Source organism: Pseudomonas sp. KCJK9058 (assembly GCF_046230975.1).
In the GTDB taxonomy this organism is placed as follows: domain Bacteria; phylum Pseudomonadota; class Gammaproteobacteria; order Pseudomonadales; family Pseudomonadaceae; genus Aquipseudomonas; species Aquipseudomonas alloputida.
The window spans coordinates 1-21,117 of record NZ_JBJJLR010000008.1; the positions used below are offsets into that span (position 1 = coordinate 1).

A 21,117-nucleotide genomic window follows, 5' to 3' on the forward strand; every position below is an offset into this window, starting at 1 on the left:
GTAGCGGCGGCAACGGTGAACGGTTGGTGGAAATTGGCCAGCAGGCCCGGCCCTTTCGCGGGTAAACCCGCTCCTACGGGCTGTTGCAGGGGCGGCCTTGTGTTGCGTTAGGGCCGCAAAGCGGCCCTACGGCACCGTTATTCCACCAGTTCGACCAGCACAGTCCCTTCGCTGACCATGTCCCCCTCCAGGCAGAACAGCGCCTTCACTGTGCCGGCATGCGGCGCACGAATGCTGTGCTCCATCTTCATGGCCTCCAGTACCACCAGCGCAGTACCGGCTTCCACCACCTGCCCAGGTTCGACCAGCACCCGCACGATACTGCCGTTCATGGGCGCACCCAGCCCACCCTGATGGCTGTGGCTGGCTTCGGCCTCGGCAATCGGGTCGAAGGCTTCGATGGCATGCATTTCGCCATCCCAGTGCAGGTACAGCGTGCCACCCCGACGGATTGCCAGATGCTGGCGACGCACGCCGTTCTGGTCATGCACCAACTGCTCACCTTGCAGCTGCCAGGTAGAAGCAGCGCTGCGTTCCAGGGCCACTGCCTGATCGTGCCCAGCACTCACCAGATGCAAGCTGCTGCGTGCCGGCAGGCCCAAGCGCAGTCCATTACGCCCGCTCCACGGCGAATGGCGATCGTCTTCGCGCTGATGCCCCGCCTGGCCCTGCAGCCAGGCTTCGGCTGCCGCCTCCCAAAAGCCAGCCGGCAGCGCACGTGCCGCCGGCAGCAGCACATCCTGGTGGCGGGGAATGAAGCCGGTGTCCAGCTCTGCCGCCGCGAACGCAGGGTGCGCGAGAATGCGGCGCAGGAAGGCGATGTTGGTCTTCAACCCGCCAATGGCAAACTCGTCAAGCATGGCCAGCAAGCGCAGGCGTGCCTGTTCGCGGTTTTCACCCCAGGCAATCAGCTTGCCCAGCATCGGGTCGTAGAACGGCGACACCACATCGCCTTCGCTGACCCCACTGTCCACCCGCCGACCTTCGCCAGGTGCCGATTCACGGTACAGCGCCAATTTGCCGGTCGCGGGTAAAAAATCGTTGGCCGGGTCTTCGGCATACAGGCGCACTTCGATGGCATGGCCGATCAGCGGCACCTGTTCCTGTGTGATCGGCAGGGCTTCGCCGCAGGCCACGCGAATTTGCCAGGCAACAAGGTCCAGGCCGGTGATGGCCTCGGTGACCGGGTGTTCCACCTGCAGGCGGGTGTTCATCTCCATGAAGAAGAATTCGCCACGTGCATCAAGCAGAAACTCCACGGTGCCAGCACCCACGTAACCGATAGCCTGGGCGGCACGCACCGCCGCTTCGCCCATGGCCCGGCGCAGTTCGGGTGACAGGCCGGGGGCAGGGGCCTCTTCCACTACCTTCTGATGGCGACGCTGAATGGAACAGTCGCGTTCGTTAAGGTACAGGCAGTTACCGTGCTGGTCGGCAAACACCTGGATTTCGACATGGCGTGGCTTGAGCACGTACTTTTCCACCAGCATGCGCGCATCGCCGAACGACGACTGTGCCTCACGCTGGGCCGACGCCAGGGCGTCGGCCAACTGGCTTTCTTCCTCGACCACTTTCATGCCCTTGCCGCCGCCGCCAGCGCTGGCCTTGAGCAGCACCGGGTAGCCGATGCGTTCGGCCGCGGCGCGGAAGGTGTCCAGGTCCTGGGCCTCGCCGTGGTAGCCCGGAACCAACGGCACGCCGGCGGCCTCCATCAGCGCCTTGGCTGCCGATTTGCTGCCCATGGCGTCGATGGCGCTGGCCGGTGGGCCGAGGAAGATCAGCCCGGCCTGCTCGATGGCGCGGGCGAAACCTGCGTTCTCGGACAGAAAGCCATAACCTGGGTGGATGGCCTGGGCGCCGCTGGCCTTGGCGGCGGCCAGCAGCTTGTCGACCAGCAGGTAGCTTTCGGCAGCCTTGGTGCCGCCCAGGTCGACGCGGATGTCGGCTTCGCGGCTGTGACGGGCGTCACGGTCGGTGGCGCTGTGCACGGCGACAGTGGTCAGGCCCATGGCCTTGGCGGTGCGCATCACCCGGCAGGCGATTTCGCCGCGGTTGGCGACCAGCAGGGTGGTCAAAGCGGGGCGGCTCATGGGCGCGGCTCCTTCTTGTCAACGGTTTGCCAGGCAGGGCGGCGTTTTTCCAGGAAGGCGCGCAGGCCCTCCTGGCCTTCGGCGCTGACGCGGATGCGGGCGATGGTGTTTTCGCAGTAACGGCGCAGGGCCGGGCTGAGTTCGCCGTCGTCCACTTCGCGCAGCAAGTCCTTGGTGGCGCGCAATGCTTGTGGGCTGTTCTGCAGCAGGTTGCTTACCCAGGCTTCGACGTGGTCGTCCAGTTCGCTGGCCGGGTACACCTCGGCCAGCAGGCCCAGCTCGCGGGCGCGCACGCCAGTGAAACGCTCGGCGGTGAGGGCGTAGCGGCGCGCGGCGCGTTCGCCAATGGCCTTGACCACGAACGGGCTGATGACCGCCGGGGCCAGGCCGATGCGTACTTCCGACAGGCACAGTTGGGCGTCTTCGGCGCCGATGGCCATGTCGCAGCAGCTGATCAGGCCCAGCGCGCCGCCAAAGGCTGCGCCTTGCACCACGGCCAGGGTCGGGGCCTTGAGGCGATGCAGGGCGTACATCAGCTCGCCCAGTTCGTGGGCATCATCCAGGTTGGTGTTGAAGTCCAGTTGCGCCGACTGCTGCATCCAGGCCAGGTCGGCACCGGCGCTGAAATGCCGGCCACGGCCACGCAGCAGCACAAAGCGCAGGCTGGCGTCTTCGGCCAACTGGTCGATGGCCACGATCAGCTCGCGGATCATCTGCGCGTTGAAGGCGTTGTTCTTGTCCTCGCGGCTTAACCACAGGGTGGCAAAGCCGCGCGGGTCGCGGATCACTTCAAGGGTGCTGAAATCGCTCATGGGTCACATCCGGAAAATGCCGAAGCGGCTCTGTTCGATCGGCGCGTTCAGCGCGGCAGACAACGCCAGGCCGAGGACGTCGCGGGTCTGTGCCGGGTCGATGACGCCGTCGTCCCACAGGCGGGCGCTGGAATAATAGGGGTGGCCCTGACGCTCGTACTGGTCGAGGATCGGCTGCTTGAGCCTGGCTTCGTCTTCGGCACTGAATGGCTGGCCGCTGCGTTCGCTCTGCTCGCGCTTGACCTGGGCCAGCACCCCGGCGGCCTGTTCGGCGCCCATCACGCCAATCCGTGCGTTGGGCCACATCCACAGGAAGCGCGGGTCGTAGGCGCGGCCGCACATGCCGTAGTTGCCGGCACCAAAGCTGCCGCCGATGATCACCGTGAACTTCGGCACCTGGGCGCAGGCCACGGCGGTGACCAGCTTGGCGCCGTGCTTGGCGATGCCGCCTTCTTCGTACTTCTTGCCGACCATGAAACCGGTAATGTTCTGCAGGAACAGCAGCGGGATGCCGCGTTGGCAGGCCAGTTCGATGAAGTGCGCACCTTTTTGCGCGGCTTCGGCGAACAGGATGCCGTTGTTGGCCAGGATCGCCACCGGGTAGCCATGCAGGTGGGCGAAACCGCACACCAGCGTGGTACCGAACAGCGCCTTGAACTCATCGAACACCGAGCCATCGACCAGGCGGGCGATCACCTCGCGCACGTCGAACGGTTGCTTGGCATCGGCCGGCACCACGCCGTACAGCTCATCGGCCGCATACAGCGGTGCCACCGGTGCCAGGCGTTGTAGCTTGCCCTGCTTGTGCCAGTTGAGGTTGGCCACGCTGCGCCGGGCCAGGGCCAGGGCATGTTCGTCGTTGTCGGCATAGTGGTCGGCCACGCCGCTGGTGCGGCAATGCACATCGGCGCCCCCCAAGTCTTCGGCGCTCACCACTTCACCGGTGGCGGCTTTTACCAACGGCGGCCCGGCGAGGAAGATGGTCGCCTGCTGGCGCACCATGATCGCTTCGTCGGCCATGGCCGGCACGTAGGCGCCGCCAGCGGTGCACGAGCCCATCACCACGGCGATCTGCGGGATGCCTTGCGCGCTCATGTTGGCCTGGTTGAAGAAGATGCGCCCGAAATGCTCGCGGTCGGGGAACACTTCGTCCTGGCGTGGCAAGTTGGCGCCGCCGGAGTCCACCAGATAGATGCACGGCAGGTGGTTCTGCAGGGCGATGGTTTGTGCACGCAGGTGCTTCTTCACCGTCAGCGGGTAGTACGAACCGCCTTTTACCGTGGCGTCGTTGGCCACAATCATGCATTCCACGCCTTCCACGCGGCCGATGCCGGCAATCACGCCCGCCGCTGGCACGTCTTCGCCGTACACCTCATGGGCGGCCAACTGGCCGATTTCGAGGAACGGCGAGCCCGGGTCCAGCAGGCGGTCGATACGCTCGCGCGGCAGCAGTTTGCCACGCGAGGTATGCCGTTCCTGGGCCTTGGGCCCGCCGCCCTGGGCAACCTGGGCGAGCAAGCCGCGCAGGGCCTGGACCTGTTCGAGCATGGCCGCGCTGTTGACGGCAAATTCTGCCGAACGCGGGTTGATCTGGGTGTGCAAGGTAGCCATGTGCGCCCGTCCCTTATGTTCAGCGGGTTTCGTTGAACAGTTCGCGGCCGATCAGCATCCGGCGGATTTCGCTGGTGCCGGCACCGATTTCGTACAGTTTGGCGTCGCGCAACAGGCGCCCAGCCGGGAATTCGTTGATATAGCCGTTGCCGCCAAGAATCTGGATCGCCTCCAGGGCCATTTGCGTGGCGCGCTCGGCGGTGTACAGGATCACCCCGGCAGCATCCTTGCGGGTGGTCTCGCCACGGTCGCAGGCCTGGGCCACGGCATACAGGTAGGCGCGGCTGGCGTTCAGCTGGGTGTACATGTCGGCAATCTTGCCCTGGATCAGCTGGAACTCGCCGATGCTCTGGCCGAATTGCTTGCGGTCGTGGATATACGGCACCACCAGGTCCATGCAGCTTTGCATGATGCCGGTCGGGCCGCCGGACAGCACCACACGTTCGTAGTCCAGGCCGCTCATCAGGACGCGCACGCCGCCGTTAAGCTGGCCCAGAATGTTCTCTGCCGGCACTTCCACGCCGTCGAAGAACAGCTCGCAGGTGTTGGACCCACGCATGCCCAGCTTGTCGAACTTGTTGCTGCGGCTGAAGCCTTTCCAGTCGCGCTCGACGATGAACGCGGTGATACCGTGCGCACCCTTGTCCAGGTCGGTCTTGGCGTAAATCACGTAGGTGTTGGCGTCGGGACCGTTGGTGATCCAGGTCTTGCTGCCGTTGAGCACGTAGTGATCGCCGCGTTTTTCTGCGCGCAGTTTCATCGACACCACGTCGGAGCCGGCGTTGGGCTCGCTCATGGCCAAGGCGCCGATGTGCTCGCCGCTGATCAGCTTGGGCAGGTACTTGAGCTTCTGCTCATGGGTGCCGTTGCGGTTGATCTGGTTGACGCACAGGTTGGAATGGGCGCCGTAGGACAGCGCCACCGAGGCGGAGCCACGGCTGATTTCTTCCATCGACACCACATGGGCCAGGTAGCCCAGGCCAGCGCCGCCGTACTCTTCCGGTACGGTGATGCCCAGCAGGCCCATGTCACCGAACTTGCGCCACATGTCGGCGGGGAACAGGTTGTCGTGGTCGATCTGCGCGGCCCTTGGGGCCAGTTCAGCGGCGACGAAGGTGCGCACCTGGTCGCGGAGCATGTCGATGGTCTCGCCCAGGGCGAAGTTCAGGGAGGGGTAATGCATGCTGGGGCACCTTCTTGTTCTTGGAAATTGGGTAACACCGTAGCTCAAAGCCTAATCGCCGACCCCTGTAGGAGCGGGCTTGCCCGCGAATGCGTCAGCAGGACCACCGTCATTGCCTGGGTGATCGCATTCGCGGGCAAGCCCGCTCCTGCAAGGGTCGGCGTCATGCCGGAGGTTCCGGTATCGTTCATCACCTTTACGTTAACGTAAACCTGCTGGGAGGCACTGTCAATCCACTCGTCACCTTTACGTAAACGTAAATCTGCGCCAGAGTATTCCCGCTTGCTTCAGCCGTGCCCAAAACAACCACAAGAAGGGACACCCATGAGTCAACCGAGCTATACCCGCGGTCGCCAGGACCGACCCTTGCTGACCCAGACCATCGGCCAGGCCTTCGATGCCACCGTGGCCCGCAGTTGCGACAGCGAGGCCCTGGTGTCCCGCCACCAGGGCCTGCGTTACAGCTGGCGGCAGTTGGCCGAACAGGTCGAAATATATGCCCGCGCCCTGATCGCACTGGGCGTGAACACTGGCGACCGTGTTGGCATCTGGTCGCCCAACTGCGCCCAGTGGTGCATCTTGCAGCTGGCCAGTGCCAAGGTCGGTGCCATCCTGGTCAACATCAACCCGGCCTACCGTGTGGGCGAACTGGAATACGTGTTGCGTCAGTCCGGCTGCCGCTGGCTGGTCTGCGCTGAAGCCTTCAAGACGTCTGATTACCACGCCATGGTGCAGGCGCTGGTGCCTGAGCTGGCCAGCGCCCGGCCTGGTGAGCTGGCCAGTGAATGCCTGCCCCAGTTGCGTGGCGTCATCAGCCTGGCCGCCAACCCGCCTGCCGGTTTCCTGCCCTGGCACGCACTGGCCGAGCGGGCAGGGCAGACGTCTGCCGAAGCCTGCACAACCCGTCAGCAAAGCCTGCAATTCGACCAGCCGGTGAACATCCAGTACACCTCCGGCACCACCGGTGCGCCCAAAGGGGCCACGCTCAGTCACTACAACATCCTCAACAACGGTTTCATGGTGGGTGAAAGCCTAGGCCTGACGGCCCGCGACCGTATGGTGATCCCGGTGCCGCTGTACCATTGCTTCGGCATGGTCATGGCCAACCTCGGCTGCATCACCCACGGCAGCACCATGATCTACCCCAACGACGCCTTCGACGCCGAGCTCACCCTGCGCGCCGTGGCCGAGGAGCGTGCCAGCATCCTGTACGGCGTGCCGACCATGTTCATCGCGATGCTTGATCACCCCTCGCGTGCGCAGATGGACCTGTCCACCCTGCGCAGCGGCATCATGGCCGGCGCCACCTGCCCGATCGAGGTGATGCGCCGGGTCATCGACCAGATGCACATGGCTGAAGTGCAGATCGCCTACGGCATGACCGAAACCAGCCCGGTGTCACTGCAGACCGGCCCGGACGACGACCTGGAGCTGCGCGTGACCACCGTCGGGCGCACCCAGCCGCAGCTGGAAAACAAACTGGTGGACGCCGATGGCTGCATCGTCGCCCGCGGCGAGATTGGCGAGCTGTGCACCCGCGGCTACAGCGTGATGCTGGGCTACTGGGACAACCCCCAGGCCACGGCGGATGCCATCGACCCGGCCGGCTGGATGCATTCGGGTGACCTGGCGGTGATGGACGAGCAGGGCTATGTGCGCATCGTTGGGCGCAACAAGGACATGATCATTCGCGGCGGCGAGAACATTTACCCGCGTGAGCTGGAAGAGTTTTTCTACACCCACCCGGCAGTGGCCGATGCGCAGGTGATCGGCATTCCGTGCAGCCGCTATGGCGAAGAGATCGTCGCCTGGATCAAGCTGCACCCTGGGCACAGCGCCACGGCCGAGGAGCTGCAGGGCTGGTGCAAGGCGCGCATTGCCCACTTCAAGGTGCCGCGGTATATCCGTTTTGTCGACGAGTTCCCGATGACGGTGACGGGGAAGGTGCAAAAGTTCCGGATGCGTGAGATCAGTGTGGCGGAGATTGCGGCTGCATCTGCGGGTTGATGTGCTGGCGCGGCCGGCCTCTTCGCGGGTAAACCCGCTCCTACACCGACCGCGCCGCATTCAAGGCCGGCACGGTCCCTCGTAGGAGCGGGTTTACCCGCGAAGAGGCCGGCCCGATCAATGCAAGATCTTCACCTTGCCAAGCACCTGGTCATCCTCAACCTCTCAACGAAGCAGTGGAGATCGCTGTTCATGCCGGTGCCCTGGTCTACCCTTAAGCTTTCACCGGTGGCTCCTGACTCGGCGGGTCACCAACCGTCGGCGGCACGGTCGGCTTGATCGGCAGCTCGTCCGGGTCTTCTTCCGGTACGGGTGGCGGCAAGCTTGGGTCGTCGATGTTGGGATCGGGGGTTTCCGGTGGAATGGGAATGTTCATGGCCTGACCTCGCGTGGGTGGGTGAAGAGGTGCTGTAGGCTCTGACCGCTGGCAGCTGCCGTTCGCTCAATTATTTTGAACCCCCCGCCTGTGCCCGGCTCTGAACCCTTACCGCCACCAGCCTGAGGGAGCAAGGTCGATGTCACGAAACGAGCCCTTTGAAAGCGTGCCCATGGCGAACGATCACCCGGACCAGGCCATTAGCCTGGCCCAGGCGCTGTTGGCGCCACGCATCGTGATCGAAGACACCCAACCTGTGCTCGACGCTGGCAGCTTCGCCGCCAAGGCCGTCAGCGGCCAGCCCGTGACAGTCAGCACCAAGGCCTACAGCGACGGCCACGACCGCCTGGCGGTGATGCTCAACTGGCGCCAGGCGCACAGCAGGCGCTGGCATTGCGTGTCGATGCAGGCGGCGGGCAACGACCTGTGGCTGGCCGAATTCACCCCCACCGAGCTGGGCCCGCACTTGTTCAGTATCGAGGCCTGGATCGACCCGTTTGCCACCTATTGCCACGACCTGGAGAAGAAGTACCACGCCGGCGTCGAGGTAAAACTGGAATTGGAAGAAGGCCGTTTGATGCTGGGCAAAGGCATCGAGCTGTGCAGCGGCGCCCTGCGCGAAGAGCTCGAGGCCGTGCAACACCGCCTGGCCACCCTCAGTACCGATGACCAGGTAGCCGTCTTTCTCGACCCGACCACCGCCCGCCTGATGGGCGAAGCCGAACATCGCAGCTACCTGACCCGCAGCCCTGAGTTTCCCCTTGATGTCGACCGCCCGGCCGCCCTGTTCGCCAGCTGGTACGAGCTGTTCCCGCGCTCGATGACCGACGACCCGCAGCGCCACGGCACCTTCAACGACGTGCACGAACGGCTGCCGATGATCCGCGACATGGGCTTCGACGTACTGTACTTCCCGCCCATCCACCCCATCGGCATGCAGCATCGCAAGGGCCGCAACAACGCCCTCAAGGCCGAGCCGGGCGACCCGGGCAGCCCTTATGCCATCGGCAGCCCGGAGGGCGGCCACGAGGCCATTCACCCGCAACTGGGCAGCCGCGATGACTTCCGCCGTCTGGTGGCGGCGGCGGCGGAACACGGCCTGGAAATCGCCCTCGATTTCGCCATCCAGTGCTCCCAGGACCACCCCTGGCTCAAGGAACACCCGGGCTGGTTCAGCTGGCGCCCGGACGGCACCATCCGCTACGCTGAAAACCCGCCGAAAAAGTACCAGGACATCGTCAACGTCGATTTCTATGCGCCGGAGGCCGTGCCCTCGCTGTGGCTGGCCCTGCGCGATGTGGTGGTCGGCTGGGTCGAGGAGGGCGTAAAGACGTTCCGCGTCGACAACCCGCACACCAAGCCGCTGCCGTTCTGGCAATGGCTCATCGCCAATGTGCGCAGCCAGCACCCCGACGTCATCTTCCTTGCCGAAGCCTTTACCAAACCGGCGATGATGGCGCGCCTGGGCAAGGTCGGCTACGCACAGAGCTATACCTATTTCACCTGGCGCAACCACAAGCAGGAGCTGCGCGAATATTTCGAGCAGCTCAACCAGCCGCCGTGGAGCCAGTGCTACCGGCCCAACTTCTTCGTCAACACGCCGGACATCAACCCGTTCTTCCTGCACACCTCCGGCCGCGCAGGTTTTCTTATCCGTGCCGCGCTGGCGACCATGGGCTCAGGCTTGTGGGGCATGTATTCGGGCTTCGAGCTGTGTGAGGGCACGCCGTTGCCGGGCAAGGAGGAGTACCTGGATTCGGAGAAGTACGAAATCCGCCCACGCGACTTCACCCAGCCCGGCAACATCATCGCCGAGATCGCCCAGCTCAACCGCATCCGCCGGCAGAACCGCGCCTTGCAAACCCACCTGGGTGTGGCCTTCTTCAATTGCTGGAACGACAACATCCTGTACTTCGCCAAGCGTACGCCCGAGCGTGACAACTACATCCTGGTGGCCGTCAGCCTCGACCCGCACAACGCCCAGGAGGCGCATTTCGAGTTGCCACTGTGGGAGCTGGGGCTGGACGACAACGCCGAAACCCAGGGTGAAGACCTGATGAACGGCCACCGCTGGTCGTGGTACGGCAAGACCCAATGGATGCGCATAGAGCCCTGGCACCTGCCGTTCGGCATCTGGCGCATCGAGAAAGCCGGGTAAAACCGGTCTGTAGCCTTTTCCCCTGTGGGAGCGGGCACGCCCGCGAACACCGGCAGAGCCGGTGCCAAGCACCGCGGTGGCTGATTCGCGGGCACGCCCGCTCCCACAGCGATGGTGCAAGAAGGGTAAACATGCAATTGAAAGGAGTCGCACATGGCCAAGCGTTCCCGCCCGGCAGCCTTCATCGACGACCCGCTGTGGTACAAGGACGCCGTCATCTACCAGCTGCACATCAAGTCGTTCTTCGACTCGAACAATGACGGCATCGGCGATTTCGCCGGGCTGATCAGCAAGCTCGACTACATCGCCGAGCTGGGCGTCAACACCCTGTGGCTGCTGCCGTTCTATCCCTCGCCACGCCGTGACGATGGCTACGACATCGCCGAATACAAGGCCGTGCACCCCGACTACGGCAGCATGGCCGACGCCCGCCGTTTCATCGCCGAGGCCCACAAGCGCGGCCTGCGGGTGATCACCGAGCTGGTCATCAACCACACCAGCGACCAGCACCCGTGGTTCCAGCGCGCCCGCCACGCCAAGCGCGGCAGCAAGGCGCGTGAGTTCTACGTGTGGTCGGACGATGACCAGAAGTATGACGGTACGCGCATCATCTTCCTCGACACCGAAAAGTCCAACTGGACCTGGGACCCGGTCGCCGGCCAGTACTTCTGGCACCGGTTCTATTCCCACCAGCCGGACCTCAATTTCGACAACCCGCAGGTGCTCAAGGCGGTGATCGGCGTCATGCGCTTCTGGCTCGACCTGGGTGTAGATGGCCTGCGCCTGGACGCGATCCCTTACCTGATCGAGCGCGACGGCACCAACAACGAAAACCTCGCCGAAACCCACGACGTGCTCAAGGCGATCCGCGCCGAGATCGACGCCAACTACCCCGATCGCATGCTGCTGGCCGAAGCCAACCAGTGGCCGGAAGACACGCGCCCGTACTTCGGCGAAGGCGACGGCGACGAATGCCATATGGCCTTCCACTTTCCGTTGATGCCGCGCATGTACATGGCCTTGGCCATGGAAGACCGCTTCCCGATCACCGACATCCTGCGCCAGACCCCGGAAATCCCGGCCAACTGCCAGTGGGCGATCTTTTTGCGCAACCATGATGAACTGACCCTGGAAATGGTCACCGACCGCGAGCGCGACTACCTGTGGAACTATTACGCCGAAGACCGCCGCGCGCGCATCAACCTGGGCATTCGCCGGCGCCTGGCGCCCCTGCTGCAGCGTGACCGTCGGCGCATAGAGCTGCTGACCAGCCTGCTGTTGTCGATGCCCGGCACGCCAACCCTGTATTACGGCGACGAACTGGGTATGGGCGACAATATCTATCTGGGTGACCGCGATGGCGTTCGCACACCCATGCAGTGGTCGCCAGACCGCAACGGCGGTTTTTCCCGCGCCGACCCGCAACGCCTGGTGCTGCCGCCGATCATGGACCCGCTCTACGGTTACCAGACGGTCAACGTCGAGGCGCAAAGCCACGACCCGCATTCGCTGCTGAACTGGACCCGGCGCATGCTGGCGGTGCGCAAGCAGCAGAAGGCCTTTGGCCGCGGCAGCCTGCGTACCCTCACGCCCAGCAACCGGCGCATCCTTGCCTATATCCGCGAGTACACCGACGCCGACGGCAATACCGAGGTCATCCTCTGCGTGGCCAACGTGTCCCGTGCCGCCCAGGCTGCCGAACTCGAATTGTCACAATTCGCCGACAAAGTACCGGTGGAGATGCTGGGCGGCAGCGCGTTCCCGCCAATCGGCCAACTGCCGTTTCTGCTGACCTTGCCACCTTATGCCTTCTACTGGTTCCTGCTGGCCAGCCGCGATCGCATGCCCAGCTGGCACATCCAGGCCACCGAGGGGTTACCCGAATTGACCACATTGGTACTGCGCAAGCGCATGGAAGAACTGCTGCAAGCCCCCGCAAGCGATACGCTGCAAAGCACCATCCTGCCGCAGTACCTGCCCAAGCGCCGCTGGTTCGCCGGTAAGGAAGGGCCGATCGATGCCGTGCGCCTGTGTTACGGCGTACGTTTCGGCACCGCCACCACGCCGGTGCTGCTCAGCGAAATCGAAGTACTCAGCGACGGCACGGCTACCCGCTACCAGCTGCCGTTCGGCCTGCTGCGTGAGGAACAGATCCACACCGCACTGCCGCAGCAGCTGGCGTTGTCGCGGGTGCGCCGTACCCACCAGGTTGGCTTGATCACAGACGCCTTCGTCCTTGAGCCGTTCATTCACGCTGTGATGCAAGCCTGCCAGGATGGCCTGCGTCTGCCGTGTGGCGACAGTGAGGGTGAATTGCGCTTTGAATGCACAGAGCAGCTGGCCGGCCTGGCGCTCGATGACGAGAGCGAAGTGCGCTACCTCAGTGCCGAGCAGTCCAACAGTTCGGTGGTCATCGGCGACCGCGTGGTGCTCAAGTTGATCCGCCGGGTCAACCCGGGCATCCATCCAGAGCTGGAAATGAGTGCCTACCTGACCGCCGCCGGCTTTGCCAATATCTCGCCGCTGCTGGCCTGGGTCAGCCGGGTGGACGAGCAACACGCGCCGCACCTGCTGATGATTGCCCAGGGTTACTTGAGCAACCAGGGCGATGCCTGGGGTTGGACCCAGAACACGCTGGAACGGGCCATCCGCGACCAGATGGAGCCCACCCGCAACGACGCCGAAGCGCACACTGACGCGTTGGCCGAACTCAGCGGCTTTGCGGCCTTGCTTGGCCAGCGTCTGGGCGAGATGCACCTGCTGCTGGCCGCCCCCACCGAAGACCCGGCCTTCCAGCCGCGCCCCAGCGATGCGCGGGACAGCGAGCGCTGGCGTGCACAGATCAGCACCGAACTGACCCACGCCCTCGACCTGCTGGCGCAGCATCGCGACACGCTGGACAGCGACAGCCAGTCCTTGGTCGACGACCTGCAGCAACAGCGTGACGGCCTGGCCCAGCACATCGACACCCTGAGCAAGCAGGCTCAGGGTGGCCTGCTGATGCGTGTGCACGGCGACCTGCACCTGGGCCAGGTGCTCGTGGTGCAGGGTGATGCCTACCTCATCGATTTTGAAGGTGAACCCGCCCGGCCCCTTGAAGAGCGCCGGGCAAAACACAGCCCCTACAAGGATGTCAGCGGCGTGCTGCGTTCCTTCGACTATGCTGCTGCGATGATCTTGCGCAGCGCGTCTGCGGTGGACCTTTCCGAGCCGGCGCGGCAAGCCCGGCAGCGGGTTGCCCGGCAGTACCTGCACCAGTCCCGGCATGCCTTTGTCGAAGCCTATGGGCTGGCCACCGCCGCCATGCCTCACGCCTGGCAGCACGCCGAGGGCGAGCGCGCGGCGCTGGAACTGTTCTGCCTGGAAAAAGCCGCCTACGAGATTACATACGAAGCCGAAAACCGTCCGAGCTGGCTGGCCGTGCCTTTGCATGGTCTGCATGGACTGATCAGTACCTGGGGAGAGTCAGAATGAACGTTACAACGCGTGAAAACGGTGGCCTTCGGCAACGGGACCTCGACGCCCTGGCCCGCGCCGAACACGCCGATCCTTTTGCGGTACTCGGCCCCCACGGCGACGGCGCAGGCGGGCAGGTGGTCCGCGCCTTTCTGCCCAATGCCCTGAAAGTGCGCGCTCAGGCCCGGGATGACGGGCGGGTCCTTGCCGAAATGGAGCAGGGCAGCCTGCCTGGGTTGTTCAGTGCGCACCTCGATGAGGCACAGCCCTACCAGTTTCATATCGTCTGGGCCGGTGGCGAACAGGTTACCGAAGACCCCTACAGCTTCGGCCCGCAACTGGGTGACATGGACCTTCACTTGTTCGCGGAAGGCAATCACCGCGATTTGTCCGGGCGCTTCGGTGCCCAGCCGACTCAGGTCGATGGCATCGACGGCGTGTGTTTCTCGGTCTGGGCGCCGAATGCCCGGCGGGTGTCGGTGGTGGGTGATTTCAACAACTGGGATGGCCGCCGCCACCCCATGCGCCTGCGGCATGGCGCGGGGGTGTGGGAGCTGTTCATTCCGCGCCTGGGCGTGGGCGAAACCTACAAGTTCGAAGTGCTTGGCAAGGACGGCATACTGCCGCTGAAGGCCGATCCGCTGGCCCGTGCCACCGAGCTGCCGCCGAGCACGGCGTCCAAGGTAGCCGGTGAACTCAGCCACGCCTGGCAGGATCATGACTGGATGGCGCAACGCGCCCAGCGCCATGCCTACAACGCGCCGTTGTCGATCTACGAGCTGCACCCAGGGTCATGGCGCTGCGAGCTGGACGAAGCGGGCGAAGTCGGGCGTTTCTACAACTGGCGCGAGCTGGCCGAACGGCTGGTGCCCTATGTGCAGGAACTAGGCTTTACCCACATCGAACTGCTGCCGATCATGGAACACCCGTTCGGCGGCTCCTGGGGCTATCAACCACTGTCGATGTTCGCGCCCACCTCGCGCTATGGCAGTGCCGAGGATTTCGCCGCGTTCATCGACGCCTGCCACCAGGGAGGCATTGGTGTGCTGCTGGACTGGGTGCCGGCGCATTTTCCCACCGACGAACATGGCCTGGCGCGCTTCGATGGCACTGCGCTGTACGAATACGATAACCCCCTGGAGGGCTACCACCAGGACTGGAACACGCTGATCTACAACCTCGGCCGCAATGAAGTGCGCGGCTTCATGATGGCTTCGGCGCTGCACTGGTTGAAGCATTTCCACATCGACGGCCTGCGCGTCGATGCGGTGGCCTCGATGCTGTACCGCGACTACTCGCGCAAGGCTGGCGAATGGGTACCCAACCGTCACGGCGGGCGCGAGAACCTGGAAGCCATCGACTTCATCCGCCACCTTAACGGCGTCGCTGCCCACGAGGCCCCGGGTGCGCTGATCATCGCCGAAGAGTCCACCGCCTGGCCTGGGGTCAGCCAGCCTACCCAACAGGGCGGCCTGGGTTTTGCCTACAAGTGGAACATGGGCTGGATGCACGACACCCTGCACTACATCCAGAACGACCCGGTGCACCGCACCTACCACCACAACGAGATGAGTTTCGGGCTGATCTATGCCTATTCCGAGCACTTCATCCTGCCCATTTCCCATGATGAGGTGGTGCACGGCAAGCATTCGCTGATCGACAAGATGCCCGGCGACCGCTGGCAGAAGTTCGCCAACCTGCGCGCCTACCTCACCTTCATGTGGGCACACCCGGGCAAGAAGCTGCTGTTCATGGGTTGCGAGTTCGGCCAGTGGCGTGAGTGGAACCACGACAGCGAACTGGACTGGTACCTGCTGCAGTATCCCGAGCACCAGGGCGTGCAGCGCCTGGTGGGCGACCTCAACCGCCTGTACCGCGAAGTGCCGGCGCTGCACGAGCAGGATTGCCAGCCGCAGGGCTTCCAGTGGCTGATCGGTGACGACGCGCAAAACAGCGTGTACGCCTGGCTGCGCTGGAGCAGCAGCGGCGAGCCGGTGCTGGTGGTGGCCAACTTCACCCCGGTACCCCGTGAGGGTTACCGCATTGGCGTGCCGTTCGGCGAGCGTTGGCAGGAGCTGCTGAACAGCGATGCCGAGCTGTATGCCGGGTCGAACGTGGGTAATCTGGGGGCGGTGGCCAGTGAGGCAGTGGCCAGCCACGGGCAGCCATTATCGCTGGCCCTGAACCTGCCGCCGCTGGGGGTGTTGATCATGAAGCCCGCCTGATCGGTTGGCTGTACGGGCCCCTTCGCGGGTAAACCCGCTCCTACGCAGGCCGCACCCGGCGGTGATCGTTGTAGGAGCGGGTTTACCCGCGAAGAGGCCGGCCCTGCCTACCACCGCATCCGCACCAAGGCTGGCAATCAAACCGTTCAGTTCATTACCCGCGCCACCAGCCGCCACTGGCGCCGCTTGGGGGCTTGGTGATGAGGCCCGCCTGATCGGTTGGCTGTACGGGCCTCTTCGCGGGTAAACCCGCTCCTACGCAGGCCGCACCCGGCGGTGATCGTTGTAGGAGCGGGTTTACCCGCGAAGAGGCCGGCCCTGCCTACCACCGCATCCGCACCCCAAGGCTGCCAATCAACCCGTTCAGGTCATTGTCATCCACATCGCTGCTGTAATCGGCGCTGACGAACATGGCCACCGAAGGCGTCACCCGCGCCACCAACCCCAACCCTAACTCCACGGTAGTCGAGTAGCGCGAGCTGGAAATCTTGTCGACCTGGTCCAGCTTCACCTCATCGGCATTGCTGAAGTCATACCACACGTTGGTCCGCACATAGGGTTCGATGGGCATGCCGCGCACTTCGTAGCGCCCGGACAACTTGGCACCGACCCGGCCGCTCCAGCTCGGCTGGCTATCGAAGGCTTGCAAGGTCTCCTCCTGCACCTGGTTGCCAGGGAAGAACTGCTGGTTGATCAACTGTGCCTGGGGCTCGATGACCCAGTTGCCACCCAGGCGGATCGGGTAACCGCCCTCTACCGAGAAGGTCATTGCGTGGCCACTGTCGTCCAGGCGCTGGCCGTTTTCGCCACGGCCCATCACGTCGATCCGCGAGCCCATGGCCACGGCATCCAGGTGCCAACCCTGTTCGTGGGTCATGCTCCAGTACACCCCCAGGCTTTCACCGCTCAAGTTCACCGCTTTGCGCTGCTTGTCGCCCAGCAGAGGGCGCGCGCCTTTGAAGCTGCTTTGCAGGTTGTTGTGCCCCACGAAAATCCCTGCGCGGTGCACATCGCCCGCTGCAGTTTCACGCACGAACAGGTCCGGGCCGATCATCAGTTGCTGGCTGGGCGCCTCCAGCTGTGCTGGGGGCAGCGCGCGGCCGCGCGCACGGGTGGGGAAGAACTGCGCCCACTGACTGGCAATCAGGTCCGGTGCCGGCTGCTGGTGGCGTTCGCTCATTTGCTGCGAAAACGCATTGAGGGTGCCGAGACTCAACCCACTGGCACTGAGCGGGTCGAGCGACAGTTGCGCCGCCACGGGTTGCTGCAGAAAGCCGGGGGAGGTGGGGTCACCCTGCAGTTCGTACGCGATCGTTTCCACCGGGGTTGCCAGAAGCAGCGACGTGGAAACCGCGTAGAAAATGCTGTCGAAGCGCGAGGGGTTCGAGGTGCTTTTCATGGCGGATCTCCTTTGTTTTTGTGGTGCAGCCCGAGAACCTGGCCTGTTGTCACGAGCTGTACGGCAAAAACAGTGGGCGACCCAAACCAGCGCGCCAGTTATCGCAAACGCGCACGAAGGCGCGAGCTAGAGGCCCGGCGCAAGTTTTTTACAGCTTGGTATCGTTCAGCTAAGGAGAGGTCACCGCTTGCGTCAAGAAAGCGTGAAGGAAGTGTTCAAGGTATGTCGTAACGCTCAACCTGTTGTTTTATTGGTAAAAACAGCAGGGTATAGCGGGGATCGCTATTTGCCGTGCCGTGGCTATGAAGAATGATTGCTAAAGGCGCACTTCCACTGCCAGCGGCAGATGATCTGACAGGTGCGACCAAGGTTTGTGCCCCAGAATCCGCGGCCCATGGCTTTCGGCATTACGCAGGTAAATGCGGTCCAGTCGCAGCAGTGGCAGGCGGGCAGGATAGGTGCGGGCGAGGTGGCCGTGGTGGCGTTCGAAGGCTTCGTGCAAGTCGCATTGCAGGCCAAGGGTGCGGTTGCCGTGGCTTTTCCAGTCGTTGAAGTCGCCGGCGATGATCACCGGGGCGTTGGCCGGCAGGGCGTCCAGCAGTTTACGCAGCAACTGCAGCTGCTTTTGCCGGTGGCTTTCCAGCAGCGACAGGTGCACGCAGACCGCATGCACCTGGCCTTGCCCCGGCACCTCCAGCACACAGTGCAACAGGCCGCGGCGTTCGGGGCCGGTGATCGACACGTCCAGGTTGCGGTGCTCGATGATCGGGTATTTGGACAGCAGCGCATTGCCGTGGTGGCCGTCAGGGTAGACCGCATTGCGGCCGTAGGCAAAGTCGCTCCACATGCTGTCGGCGAGGAATTCGTACTGCGAGGTCTGTGGCCAACCGGGGTAGCGCGCGGCGTGGCGGTCGTGGCTGCCGAGCACTTCCTGAAGGAAGACAATGTCGGCCTGGGTGCTGCGCACGGCCTCGCGCAGCTCTGGCAAGATAAAGCGCCGGTTGAAGGCGGTGAAGCCCTTGTGGGTGTTCACCGTCAGTACCCGCAGGCGTTTCACGGCTGGGGCCTGGCTGACGCTGGCGAAACCATTACTGCCGGCTTCGAGGCTCACAAATCCTCCTGAAGTTGACCCTGCCTTACTGTCGCCGCTAAAACCTGTGGCAGCGGGCAAACCCGCTCCCACAGGTATGGCGTAGCGATCAAAACGTAAGACCTGCCTGGGTTATCACGGTTCACTCCTCGTCGCGCTGCAACACCATCAGCAGCATCGACCGGCCCTTCACCTCGAAGGTACTGTCGAACTGCAGGTGCTGCCCCTTGCGCAACTCCGGCCGGTCGGTATCGACCAGGCAGCTCCAGTAATCGCCTTCGGGCACGGCCGGCAGCTTGAATGGCACCACGTCATGGTGGGCATTGACGATCAGCAGCACGGTGGCCTCGGCACCTGGCCGGGCGATACCGCTGACCTGTGCCCGACCATCTATCAGCATGCCCAGGCAACGCCCGTGTGGGTCTTCCCATTGCTCAACACTCATCTCGTTGCCATCGGGTGCCAGCCAGGTCACGTCCTTGACCCCAATTGCCTCATTGTAGTCACCCACCAGAAAGCGTGAGCGGCGCAGCACCGGGTAGGCCAGGCGCAGACGCGTCAGGCGCTTGACGAAGGCCAGCAGCTCCTGGCCTTCCTCGTCCAGGTCCCAGTTCACCCAGCCGATCTCGCTGTCCTGGCAGTAAGCGTTGTTGTTGCCGTGCTGGGTGCGGCTGAACTCGTCGCCGGCAACGATCATTGGCGTGCCCTGGGCCAGCAGCAGGGTTGCGAAGTAGTTGCGCATCTGGCGCATGCGCAGGGCATTGATCGCCGGGTCGTCGGTCGGCCCTTCGACGCCGCAGTTCCACGACAGGTTGTTGTCGGTGCCGTCCTGGTTGTTTTCGTCGTTGTCTTCATTGTGCTTGTGGTTGTAGGACACCAAGTCGCGCAGGGTGAAACCATCGTGGGCGGTGATGAAGTTGACCGAGGAATAGGGCCGGCGCCCGCGGTTGTTGAACATGTCGCCCGAGGCGGTCAAGCGTGCGGCAAAATCGGCCAGCTGGCCTTCGTCGCCTTTCCAGAAGGCGCGTGCGGTATCGCGGAAGCGGTCGTTCCATTCCGCCCAGCCCGGGGCGAAGTTGCCCACCTGGTAGCCGCCGGGGCCGCAATCCCATGGTTCGGCAATCAGCTTGACCTGGCTCAGCATCGGGTCCTGGCGGCAGGCGACCAGGAAGCCATGACGCTCGCTGTAGCCATCGTGGTAACGGCCAAGGATGGTCGCCAGGTCGAAGCGAAAGCCATCCACGTGCATTTCGCCGGCCCAGTAGCGAAGCGAGTCGGTGACCAACTGCAGCACGCAGGGGTGGCTCAGGTCCAGGGTGTTGCCGGTGCCGGAGTCGTTGATGTAGTAGCGCTTGTCGTCCGGCATCAGGCGGTAGTACGAGGCGTTGTCGATGCCGCGCATCGACAGGGTCGGGCCGCGCTCGTTGCCTTCGGCGGTGTGGTTGTAGACCACGTCCAGGATCACTTCGAGCCCGGCGTCGTGCAGGTGCGCGACCATCTCCTTGAACTCGGCGATCTTGCCGCTGGCCAGGTAGCGCGGGTGCGGGGCGAAAAAGGCGATGCTGTTGTAGCCCCAGTAGTTGTTCAGGCCCTTGTCCAGCAGGTGCTGGTCGTTGACGAAGGCGTGAATCGGCAGCAGCTCGATGCTCGACACGCCAAGGTCCTTGATGTGCTTGAGCAACTCGTCGTTGGCCAGGCCGGCGAAGGTGCCGCGCAGTTCTTCAGGCACAGCCGGGTGGCGCATGCTGATGCCGCGGGCATGCGCTTCATAAATGATCGTGCGCTCCCATGGGATCTGCACGCGCTGGTCGCGGCCCCAGGTGAACGCTGGGTCGATGACCTTGCATTTGGGCACGAAAGGCGCGCTGTCGCGCTCGTCGAACGACAGGTCACCGTCCGGGTGGCCGATGGTGTAGCCGAACAGTGCCTCGGACCATTTCAGGCTGCCGACCAGTTGCTTGGCATACGGGTCGATCAGCAGTTTGTTGGGGTTGAAGCGGTGGCCGTTTTCCGGCTCGTAGGGGCCGTACACCCGGTAGCCATAGACCAGGCCGGGGTGAGCGTCGGGGAGGTAGCCATGGTAGATCTCATCGGTGTATTCGGGCAGCTCTATGCGCTCGATTTCCTGCTCGCCGGTGGAGTCGAACAGGCACAGCTCGACCTTGGTGGCGTTGGCCGAGAAGAGGGCGAAGTTGACCCCAAGGCCATCCCAGGTGGCGCCGAGGGGGAAGGGCATGCCTTCGCGGATGCGCGATGGTGCGACCGAGCGGGTTTTCTTTGGGGTGCGGGGGCTCATGACGATCCTCGAGTGGCCGTGATGGAAGGGGAATTGTGCTGTCCTGCATTGGCCACTTCGCGGGTAAACCCGCTCCTACATGCGCCTGTGATGAACCTGTAGGAGCGGGTTTACCCGCGAAGAGGCCCGGACAGGCTTAACCGGCAGTAGGCTTTTTCACCGCCCGGGGCTTTTTCACCGCAGCGGGCTTAACCCCCGGCAGGGCAGCCGCCTTGGGTTCTGCAGGCGCCTTCGGCTTGGCCGCTGCTTTCTTGCGCGGGGCTGCCTTGGGCGCCAGTGCTTCGGCCTCGGCCAGCTTGCGGGCCATTTCCCAGTGGCGCTCTTCTTCCCCTACGGGCTTACCTTCGGATTCCCAGATCTGGTAGGCAAATTCGCGAATACGCTTTTCATCGACACTCATCATGACGCTCCTGA

The 21,117-nt window shown here is 64.0% G+C and carries 13 protein-coding genes; 4 read left to right on the top strand and 9 right to left on the bottom strand.

Annotation, left to right across the window (positions count from 1 at the left end; genetic code table 11):
• Positions 1-137: 137 nt before the first annotated feature.
• Genes ACK59Z_RS07085 through ACK59Z_RS07100 form a run of 4 tightly spaced genes read right to left on the bottom strand, consistent with a single transcriptional unit; the run spans position 138 to position 5,696 of the window.
• Positions 138-2,090, bottom strand: coding sequence for an acetyl/propionyl/methylcrotonyl-CoA carboxylase subunit alpha (locus ACK59Z_RS07085; RefSeq protein WP_108191711.1), 1,953 nt, complete (start codon positions 2,088-2,090; stop codon positions 138-140).
• A complete protein-coding gene (locus tag ACK59Z_RS07090) occupies positions 2,087-2,902 on the bottom strand; it encodes a gamma-carboxygeranoyl-CoA hydratase (protein WP_003251320.1) in 816 nt (271 codons plus the stop codon). The genes ACK59Z_RS07085 and ACK59Z_RS07090 overlap by 4 nt, the downstream gene beginning before the upstream one ends.
• 3 nt (positions 2,903-2,905) lie before the next feature.
• On the bottom strand, positions 2,906-4,513 hold the full coding sequence (locus ACK59Z_RS07095; RefSeq protein WP_108191712.1) for a carboxyl transferase domain-containing protein: 1,608 nt from the start codon (positions 4,511-4,513) through the stop codon (positions 2,906-2,908).
• 19 nt (positions 4,514-4,532) lie between these two features.
• Positions 4,533-5,696 (bottom strand): isovaleryl-CoA dehydrogenase, encoded by a 1,164-nt coding sequence (locus ACK59Z_RS07100; RefSeq protein WP_003251317.1) that lies wholly within the window; start codon positions 5,694-5,696, stop codon positions 4,533-4,535.
• Between the two features lie 324 nt (positions 5,697-6,020).
• On the opposite strand from ACK59Z_RS07100, the gene ACK59Z_RS07105 reads away from it, so the two are divergent.
• Positions 6,021-7,703: an AMP-binding protein gene (locus tag ACK59Z_RS07105; protein WP_108191713.1), complete on the top strand. Its 1,683-nt coding sequence runs from the start codon at positions 6,021-6,023 to the stop codon at positions 7,701-7,703.
• Positions 7,704-7,917: 214 nt separating this feature from the next.
• On the opposite strand, the gene ACK59Z_RS07110 is transcribed toward ACK59Z_RS07105, so the two are convergent.
• Entirely contained in the window at positions 7,918-8,079 is a 162-nt protein-coding gene (locus ACK59Z_RS07110; RefSeq protein WP_003251307.1) for a hypothetical protein, read from the bottom strand.
• A 139-nt stretch (positions 8,080-8,218) separates the two neighbouring features.
• Between ACK59Z_RS07110 and ACK59Z_RS07115 the strand changes: the two genes are divergently transcribed.
• The 3 genes from ACK59Z_RS07115 to glgB all read left to right on the top strand — a co-directional run bounded on the left by ACK59Z_RS07115 (position 8,219) and on the right by glgB (position 15,918).
• Positions 8,219-10,237 (top strand): alpha-1,4-glucan--maltose-1-phosphate maltosyltransferase, encoded by a 2,019-nt coding sequence (locus tag ACK59Z_RS07115; protein WP_409292690.1) that lies wholly within the window; start codon positions 8,219-8,221, stop codon positions 10,235-10,237.
• 153 nt (positions 10,238-10,390) lie between these two features.
• The gene (gene treS, locus ACK59Z_RS07120) at positions 10,391-13,711 is read left to right on the top strand and encodes a maltose alpha-D-glucosyltransferase (RefSeq protein WP_108078329.1); all 3,321 of its coding nucleotides are present in this window, start codon (positions 10,391-10,393) and stop codon (positions 13,709-13,711) included.
• Positions 13,708-15,918 carry a 1,4-alpha-glucan branching protein GlgB gene (gene glgB / locus ACK59Z_RS07125; protein WP_108191715.1) on the top strand — a complete coding sequence of 737 codons (2,211 nt, stop codon included), beginning with the start codon at positions 13,708-13,710 and terminating at the stop codon, positions 15,916-15,918. The genes treS and glgB overlap by 4 nt, the downstream gene beginning before the upstream one ends.
• A 322-nt stretch (positions 15,919-16,240) precedes the next feature.
• Here the strand turns inward: glgB and ACK59Z_RS07130 are convergent, their stop codons facing one another.
• From ACK59Z_RS07130 to ACK59Z_RS07145, 4 genes are all read right to left on the bottom strand, one after another.
• On the bottom strand, positions 16,241-17,317 hold the full coding sequence (locus ACK59Z_RS07130) for an autotransporter outer membrane beta-barrel domain-containing protein (RefSeq protein ID WP_108191716.1): 1,077 nt from the start codon (positions 17,315-17,317) through the stop codon (positions 16,241-16,243).
• A 316-nt stretch (positions 17,318-17,633) separates the two neighbouring features.
• Positions 17,634-18,428, bottom strand: coding sequence for an endonuclease/exonuclease/phosphatase family protein (locus ACK59Z_RS07135; protein ID WP_108191717.1), 795 nt, complete (start codon positions 18,426-18,428; stop codon positions 17,634-17,636).
• 121 nt (positions 18,429-18,549) lie between these two features.
• Positions 18,550-20,703, bottom strand: coding sequence for a glycogen debranching protein GlgX (gene glgX, locus ACK59Z_RS07140; protein ID WP_004576083.1), 2,154 nt, complete (start codon positions 20,701-20,703; stop codon positions 18,550-18,552).
• A gap of 136 nt (positions 20,704-20,839) precedes the next feature.
• Complete coding sequence (locus tag ACK59Z_RS07145) at positions 20,840-21,106, bottom strand: DUF2934 domain-containing protein (protein ID WP_064614872.1); 267 nt, start codon at positions 21,104-21,106, stop codon at positions 20,840-20,842.
• Between the last annotated feature and the right edge of the window lie 11 nt (positions 21,107-21,117).

Coding starts and splice junctions, on each gene's coding strand:
- ACK59Z_RS07085 (WP_108191711.1), bottom strand. CDS start 2,090: ATGAGCCGCCCCGCTTTGACCACCCTGCTGGTCGCCAACCGCGGCGAA.
- ACK59Z_RS07090 (WP_003251320.1), bottom strand. CDS start 2,902: ATGAGCGATTTCAGCACCCTTGAAGTGATCCGCGACCCGCGCGGCTTT.
- ACK59Z_RS07095 (WP_108191712.1), bottom strand. CDS start 4,513: ATGGCTACCTTGCACACCCAGATCAACCCGCGTTCGGCAGAATTTGCC.
- ACK59Z_RS07100 (WP_003251317.1), bottom strand. CDS start 5,696: ATGCATTACCCCTCCCTGAACTTCGCCCTGGGCGAGACCATCGACATG.
- ACK59Z_RS07105 (WP_108191713.1), top strand. CDS start 6,021: ATGAGTCAACCGAGCTATACCCGCGGTCGCCAGGACCGACCCTTGCTG.
- ACK59Z_RS07110 (WP_003251307.1), bottom strand. CDS start 8,079: ATGAACATTCCCATTCCACCGGAAACCCCCGATCCCAACATCGACGAC.
- ACK59Z_RS07115 (WP_409292690.1), top strand. CDS start 8,219: ATGTCACGAAACGAGCCCTTTGAAAGCGTGCCCATGGCGAACGATCAC.
- treS (WP_108078329.1), top strand. CDS start 10,391: ATGGCCAAGCGTTCCCGCCCGGCAGCCTTCATCGACGACCCGCTGTGG.
- glgB (WP_108191715.1), top strand. CDS start 13,708: ATGAACGTTACAACGCGTGAAAACGGTGGCCTTCGGCAACGGGACCTC.
- ACK59Z_RS07130 (WP_108191716.1), bottom strand. CDS start 17,317: ATGAAAAGCACCTCGAACCCCTCGCGCTTCGACAGCATTTTCTACGCG.
- glgX (WP_004576083.1), bottom strand. CDS start 20,703: ATGAGCCCCCGCACCCCAAAGAAAACCCGCTCGGTCGCACCATCGCGC.
- ACK59Z_RS07145 (WP_064614872.1), bottom strand. CDS start 21,106: ATGATGAGTGTCGATGAAAAGCGTATTCGCGAATTTGCCTACCAGATC.